The following is a 6649-nucleotide window of genomic DNA, read 5'->3' on the forward strand; positions in this document are numbered from 1 at the left end:
GGCCTGCCGGGCCGGAGATCATCCATGAGCTACCAGCTGACGGACAGTTTCGGTCGAACGATCAACAACCTTCGGGTATCCGTAACGGACCAGTGCAATTTCCGCTGTATCTACTGCATGCCTGAAGAGGGGATGATCTTTCAACCGAGGGAAGAGATCCTGACCTTCGAGGAAATCACGCGTTTCGTCGGGATCGTCACCGGACTGGGCATCTCCAAGCTGCGGTTGACGGGCGGAGAGCCGACCGTCCGGAAGGACCTTCCGGTGCTGGTGCGTATGCTCGCGGAGATTCCAGGCGTCCGGGACATGGCCATGACGACGAACGGCTTCCTGCTTAAGAAGATGTCCCGAGACCTGCGTGAGGCGGGACTGCCCCGGATCAACGTCAGCCTGGATACGCTGGATCAGGAAAAGTTCAAGCAGATGACCCGTCGCGACGTCCTGCACAAGGTGCTCAACGGGCTGGAAGAAGCGACCCGGCATTTCCAGCTTCCCATCAAGATCAACGTGGTCGCCATGAAGGGATATACCGAGGACGAACTTCTCGATTTCGCGAAACTGGCGCGTACGGGACCGTACCAGGTGCGCTTCATCGAGTTCATGCCGCTGGACGCGGACCGTTCCTGGACCCGCGACCAGGTGCTGGACGGTGCCGAGATCATCGAACGGATCAGTGAGCAATGGCCCCTGGACGCCGTGAAGCGGCCCGACCAGCGGGAACCGGCCGACCTATTCCGGTTCCGGGACGGCCAGGGCGAGATAGGCCTCATCGCGTCGGTCAGCGAACCCTTCTGCGGCAGTTGCAACCGGATCCGCATCACGGCGGACGGAAAGCTCAGGACCTGCCTGTTCTCGATCAACGAAACCGATATCAAAGCCCTGCTGCGGGGCGGAGCGCCTGATGCGGAAATCGCCGAGACGGTTATCGAGGCCGTACGGAACAAAGAACCGGGGCATCACATCAACGAACCCGATTTCGTCCAGCCGGAACGGACCATGTCCTCCATCGGCGGATAGCAGGAGATCATCATGAGTCAGCGGTTGTCATCTCAGGAGCTTCTCGCCCAGGTCAAGGGCGAAGTGAAAGAGATGTCCATGGAAGAACTCAAAGAGAAGCTGGACCGGAAGGACGACCTGGTCCTCATCGACGTGCGCGAACAGGACGAGGTCGACCAGGGCGTCATCGTCGGGGCGACCCATATCCCGAGAGGCTTTCTCGAACTCAGGATCGAGAACACCGAAAGTGACCGGGACAGGGAAATCGTGCTGTACTGTGCGGGCGGCAACCGCTCGGCGCTGGCAGCCCAGTCTCTTGAGGCAATGGGATACAATAACGTCATCTCCATGCGGGAGGGCTACACGGGCTGGAGCGCCGCCGGCTTTCCCACGGTCCAGGAACGTGCCCTGAACAAGGAAGAACGCCTGCGCTACTCCCGGCACCTGATCGTGCCGGAGATCGGCGAGCCGGGCCAGGTAAAAATCCTCGAATCGAAGGTACTGCTGGTGGGCACGGGAGGACTGGGCTCGCCTTCGGCCTACTATCTCGCGGCCGCCGGGGTGGGCACCATCGGCCTGATCGACTTCGATGTGGTGGACGTGACCAACCTGCAGCGGCAGATCATCCACGGCACGTCCGATATCGGCCGGCCGAAAGTGGTGTCCGCGCAGGAGACGATCAGCGACCTGAACCCCGACTGCAACGTGATCCTCCATGAGACCCGGCTCATGGCCGATAACATCATGGACATCATCAAGGACTACGACATCATCGTCGACGGCTGCGATAATTTCCCGACGCGGTACCTGGTCAACGACGCCTGCGTGCTGGCCGGCAAGCCGAACGTCCACGGCAGCATCTACCAGTTCGACGGGTACGCCACGGTGTTCCATCCGGGCGAGGGACCGTGCTACCGCTGCCTCTACCCGGAGCCACCGCCTCCGGGCGCCGTGCCCAGTTGCGACGAGGCGGGCGTACTCGGCGTGCTCCCCGGCACGGTGGGGCTCATCCAGGCCACCGAAACCCTCAAGCTCATACTCGGCAAGGGCGATTCGCTCATCGGCCGGATCCTCATGTACGATGCGCTGGACATGACCTTCCAGACCTTCAACGTACAGAAGGATCCATCCTGTCCGCTGTGCGGCGAAAACCCCACGGTGACCGAGCTAATCGACTACGAAGCCTTCTGCGGCTTCGCGCCGGCCGCCGGCTGACGGCGTTTTCGGGCGTTGCCTCCCTGCCGTACGAAGGCCGGCGCCCGCAAGGGGCGTTTCCACCGGACGACCGCGCGGCCATGGGATACTCATGTTCATTCGTGTTTGCTGGTTTTCCATTCTGTCTAGCCGTTAACCCATAAGGAATCCTCACCATGGCGGAACGAATCGGTTTCATCGGTCTCGGCATCATGGGCGAGCCGATGTGTCGCAACCTCATGAAGGCGGGATATGTCTGTACCGTGAACACCCGGACGAAATCACGAGCCGAAAAACTCCTGTCGGAAGGCGCGGTCTGGGGCGACAGCCCGAAGGATACGGCCGGCAAGTCGGACGTGATCATCACCATCGTGACCGACACGCCCGACGTGGAGAAGGTCATTCTGGGCGACGACGGGATCATCGAAGGCATCAGTCCGGGTTCGGTGGTCATCGACATGAGCACCATATCGCCGTCGGCGACGCGGAGTATGGCCGCGGCCCTCAAGGAGAAGGGCGCCGACATGCTGGACGCGCCCGTCAGCGGGGGCGACACGGGGGCGATCGCCGGAACCCTGTCCATCATGGTGGGCGGCAAGCAGGACGTTTTCGACCGGTGCCTGCCGGTTTTCGAGGCTATGGGCAAGAGTATCAACCTGATCGGGGATCACGGCGCAGGACAGATGACCAAGCTGTGCAACCAGGTTGCGGTCAGCGTGGCCAACCTCGCCATGGCGGAAGCGCTCATCCTGGCCGCCAAAGCCGGCCTGGACATGGAGAAGATGCTCGCTGCGATCAGCGGGGGAGCCGCGGGTTCCTGGCAACTGTCCAACCTGGCGCCGCGCATCATCAAGCGGGATTTCGACCCGGGATTCATGGTGAAACTGCAGCAGAAGGACCTGCGCCTCGTGCTCGGCGCCGCCTCTGAGCTGGGACTGGGCTTGCCCGGGGCGAGCCTGGCCCACCAGTTGTTCAATGCCATCGAGGCCGCGGGCGAGGGCGACGAGGGCACGCAGGCCCTGGTCAAATCGCTGGAGCGCATGTCCGGGGTGGAAGTACGCGGTTAAAGACGTCCTCCCTGAAGGAGATCGATGCGTTTCAGCGTGCTGGTGACCCTTTTCGGCGTCGGTGCGGTCCTGATGGCGGTCGCCGTCGTCTTCATGTACGGGACCGACGGATCGGGGGAACCCAGAACGCCGGCGGAGCACGGCAGGAGACTCTTCCGGCTGCAGGGCTGCGCAACGTGCCATGCTATCGGCGGAGGCATTTCCCGCGGTCCGGACCTGGCCGGGCTGATTCCTCGGCTTTCCGCCCGCCTGACCGACACGGCGTATCGGAATCACCTGGATTCGCTTCGAGTGGCAAGACCGGATGTGTACGCCTTTTTCGCGCCGCGGTACGAGCATGTGCTCGGTACGCGGAGCGAAGAGCGGATCAAGACCTGGTTCGCGGAGCATCTGCGGAATCCGCGGTTCGATCACTTCACGGGACTGATGCCCGACTACGATCATTTGACCGAGGAACAGGTGGATCGGTTGACGGCCTTCATACTCACGCTCAAGTAGCAAGGCGATTGCTAGTAGCCGGCCGGACAAGCTCTCCCGTGACCGGTTCTATGGCGGGCGAGAAAAACGACGACAAAAGTTTAGTTTATAAAGAACCATCCTCGCAGAACGGAGACTGAAACATGACAGACGCTGGAAAAAGACACAGCAGGACCATCACGGACGGTCCCTCTCGGGCCCCGGCGCGGGCTATGCTCAAGGCATCGGGGTTCACCGACTCGGACCTTGCCCGTCCGATCATCGGGATCGCCAACACCTGGATCGAGATCGGTCCCTGCACCTACCACCTGCGCGACCTCGCCGAATACGTGAAGGAAGGCGTCCGTGAGGCAGGCGGCACGCCCATGGAGTTCAACACCGTGTCGATCTCCGACGGGATTACCATGGGCAGCCAGGGCATGAAGGCCTCGCTGGTCAGCCGCGAGGTGATCGCCGATTCCATCGAACTGGTCACGATCGGGAACATGTTCGACGGCCTGATCGCCCTTTCCGGCTGCGACAAGACGATCCCGGGCACGGTCATGGCCCTCGGCAGGGTGAACGTGCCGTCCCTGATGCTTTACGGCGGCTCGATCATGCCGGGCAGCTTCCAGCAGCACGACGTTACCATCCAGGACGTGTTCGAGGCTGTAGGCGCCCACGCATCGGGCAGGATGACCGACCTGGAGCTCAAGGACATGGAAGATCACGCCTGTCCGGGCGCCGGCGCCTGCGGCGGCCAGTTCACGGCCAACACCATGGCCATCGCCTTCGAAATGCTGGGGATCTCGCCCATCGGCAGCGCGAGCGTACCCGCCACCCACCCGGACAAGCCGGAGGTGGGCCGCGAATGCGGACGCCAGGTCATGGAACTTGTGCGCAAGAACCTCTGCCCGCGGGACATCATGACCCGGAAGGCCTTTGAAAACGCCATCGCCGCCGTGCTCACCACCGGGGGTTCCACCAACAGCGTGCTGCACCTGCTGGCCGTCGCCCAGGAGTCGGGCGTGGACCTGCAGATCGAGGATTTCGACCGGATCAGCGAGAAGACGCCGCTGCTCGCCGACCTGAAGCCGGGCGGGCGTTTCGTCGCCAACGACCTGTTCGCCGCGGGCGGCAACCGGCTCGTGGCCAAGCGCATGCTGGAGGGCGGCATGCTCCACGAGGACGCGATCACGGTTTCGGGCCGGACCATCGCCGAGGAAGCCGCGGATGCGTCCGAGACGCCGGGCCAGGTGGTCGTCCGGGATCTCGAGGACCCGCTCAAGCCTACCGGAGGCTACGTGATCCTCAAGGGCAACCTGGCTCCCGAAGGCTGCGTCCTGAAGGTCGCCGGCCACGAGAAGACCCACCATCGTGGCCCCGCGCGGGTCTTCGACTGCGAAGAGGACGCCATGGCAGAGGTGATGAACGGGGGGATTCAGCCCAATGACGTGGTGGTCATCCGCTACGAGGGACCGAAGGGCGGACCGGGCATGCGCGAAATGCTGGCCGTTACCGGCGCCCTCGTCGGCCGGGGCCTGGGAGAATCGGTCGCGCTCATGACCGACGGCCGTTTTTCAGGGGCAACCCACGGCTTCATGGTCGGGCACGTCGCGCCCGAAGCCGCGGTGCGCGGTCCCATCGCCGCGTTGCGCGACGGCGACACCGTGGTCTTCGACGTGGCGTCCCGCCGCCTGGACGTGGAGTTGTCCGACGAGGATATCGCCGAACGCTTGAGCGAATGGACCGAACGGTCCTCCCGTTTCGGCGACGGTGTCATGACCAAGTACGCCCGGCTAGTCTCTTCGGCGGCGAGGGGGGCGGTGACGCGGGCCTGACCGGTCAGGCGGACCAGCCGGACTACAGGATCCCGCGGCCGAGCGCGGAGAGCAGGAGTTCCACGCCCAGTTCGGCCGTGGCGTTTCCCATGTCGAGTATGGGATTCAGTTCGACCAGGTCCAGGGCGCGCAGCAACCCACTGTCGGACACCGTTTCCATGAGCAGGTGGGCCTCCCGGTAGCTCAGTCCGCCCTTGACCGGCGTACCCACGCCCGGAGCGATGCCCGGATCGCACACGTCGAGGTCGAAGGACACGTGCACGCCCGCCGTACCGTCCCCCGCGAGCTCCAGCGCTTTCTGGGCCACCCGCGCCATCCCAAGCTGGTCCACGTCTTTCATCGTGTAGACATGGATACCGGACTCGAGCACCAGGTTGCGCTCGGCGGGGTCGAGGTTGCGTACGCCGACGAGTACGGTGTGCTCCGCTTCGACGGCCGGACCGGCCGGACCGAAACCCGATAGTTCGGCAGGTTCGCCGCCCAGTAGCGCGGAAAGCGCCATCCCGTGGACGTTTCCGCTCGCACTGATACCGGGTGTGTTCATGTCCCCGTGGGCGTCCACCCACAGCAGGCCGATGCGTTCGCCGTCGTCCCGGGCGCGTGTGGCGGTGGCCACCACCGAACCGGCGGCAAGACTGTGATCGCCGCCCAGGACGATGGGCACTGCACCGTCGCGGTGCACGGCAAGCGCCGTATCGTAAAGGCCGCGGCAAACCTCCGCGATGTCTTCGATGTACTTCCTGGAGGGATCGCCCGGACTGCAAAGTTCCCGGATGGGCGCGGACAGATCGCCCCGGTCCGTCACCGTTCTCCCCAGGGCGGATACGCGTTCGCCCACGCCGGCGATACGCATGGCGGACGGCCCCATGTCGACGCCGCGCCGTCCCGCGCCGAGGTCGAGGGGCACTCCGATGATGTGGATGGGGTTCATGGGACCTGCTTCCCCGGTTCAGCGTGAGGGCGTGAGGCTGTGAGGGCGCGGCCCGCCGGGACCGGCCGGGTCGAGCAGACCGCGCTGGACTCTGCCGAATCAGTCCCGCACGGGCAGTTCGCCGGGTGGTGCGATGCGGCAGCCGGGCAGGGTGCGGAGAAAGG

At 64.3% G+C, this 6649-nt stretch carries 6 protein-coding genes; 5 read left to right on the top strand and 1 reads right to left on the bottom strand.

The features are described 5' to 3' along the window. The first annotated feature begins 24 nt into the window (after nucleotides 1-24). The 5 genes from moaA to ilvD all read left to right on the top strand — a co-directional run bounded on the left by moaA (nucleotide 25) and on the right by ilvD (nucleotide 5554). On the top strand, nucleotides 25-1017 hold the full coding sequence (moaA, locus tag OXG98_05500) for a GTP 3',8-cyclase MoaA (GenBank protein MCY3771457.1): 993 nt from the start codon (nucleotides 25-27) through the stop codon (nucleotides 1015-1017). Nucleotides 1018-1029: 12 nt separating this feature from the next. After that, nucleotides 1030-2211, top strand: a complete 1182-nt coding sequence (gene moeB, locus OXG98_05505; GenBank protein MCY3771458.1) for a molybdopterin-synthase adenylyltransferase MoeB — start codon at nucleotides 1030-1032, stop codon at nucleotides 2209-2211. Nucleotides 2212-2366: 155 nt separating this feature from the next. Further along, entirely contained in the window at nucleotides 2367-3257 is an 891-nt protein-coding gene (locus tag OXG98_05510) for an NAD(P)-binding domain-containing protein (protein MCY3771459.1), read from the top strand. 24 nt (nucleotides 3258-3281) lie between these two features. Next, a complete protein-coding gene (locus OXG98_05515) occupies nucleotides 3282-3755 on the top strand; it encodes a cytochrome c (GenBank protein ID MCY3771460.1) in 474 nt (157 codons plus the stop codon). Nucleotides 3756-3877: 122 nt separating this feature from the next. Next, on the top strand, nucleotides 3878-5554 hold the full coding sequence (gene ilvD / locus OXG98_05520) for a dihydroxy-acid dehydratase (protein MCY3771461.1): 1677 nt from the start codon (nucleotides 3878-3880) through the stop codon (nucleotides 5552-5554). A gap of 22 nt (nucleotides 5555-5576) precedes the next feature. On the opposite strand, the gene rocF is transcribed toward ilvD, so the two are convergent. Then, nucleotides 5577-6485 carry an arginase gene (gene rocF / locus OXG98_05525; GenBank protein MCY3771462.1) on the bottom strand — a complete coding sequence of 303 codons (909 nt, stop codon included), beginning with the start codon at nucleotides 6483-6485 and terminating at the stop codon, nucleotides 5577-5579. Nucleotides 6486-6649: the final 164 nt, after the last annotated feature.

Source organism: Gemmatimonadota bacterium (assembly GCA_026706345.1).
Classification (GTDB): domain Bacteria; phylum JAAXHH01; class JAAXHH01; order JAAXHH01; family JAAXHH01; genus JAAXHH01.

What these genes read in the sequence shown, in the direction of transcription:
- moaA (MCY3771457.1), top strand. Translation starts at nt 25, where the DNA reads ATGAGCTACCAGCTGACGGACAGTTTCGGTCGAACGATCAACAACCTT.
- moeB (MCY3771458.1), top strand. Translation starts at nt 1,030, where the DNA reads ATGAGTCAGCGGTTGTCATCTCAGGAGCTTCTCGCCCAGGTCAAGGGC.
- OXG98_05510 (MCY3771459.1), top strand. Translation starts at nt 2,367, where the DNA reads ATGGCGGAACGAATCGGTTTCATCGGTCTCGGCATCATGGGCGAGCCG.
- OXG98_05515 (MCY3771460.1), top strand. Translation starts at nt 3,282, where the DNA reads ATGCGTTTCAGCGTGCTGGTGACCCTTTTCGGCGTCGGTGCGGTCCTG.
- ilvD (MCY3771461.1), top strand. Translation starts at nt 3,878, where the DNA reads ATGACAGACGCTGGAAAAAGACACAGCAGGACCATCACGGACGGTCCC.
- rocF (MCY3771462.1), bottom strand. Translation starts at nt 6,485, where the DNA reads ATGAACCCCATCCACATCATCGGAGTGCCCCTCGACCTCGGCGCGGGA.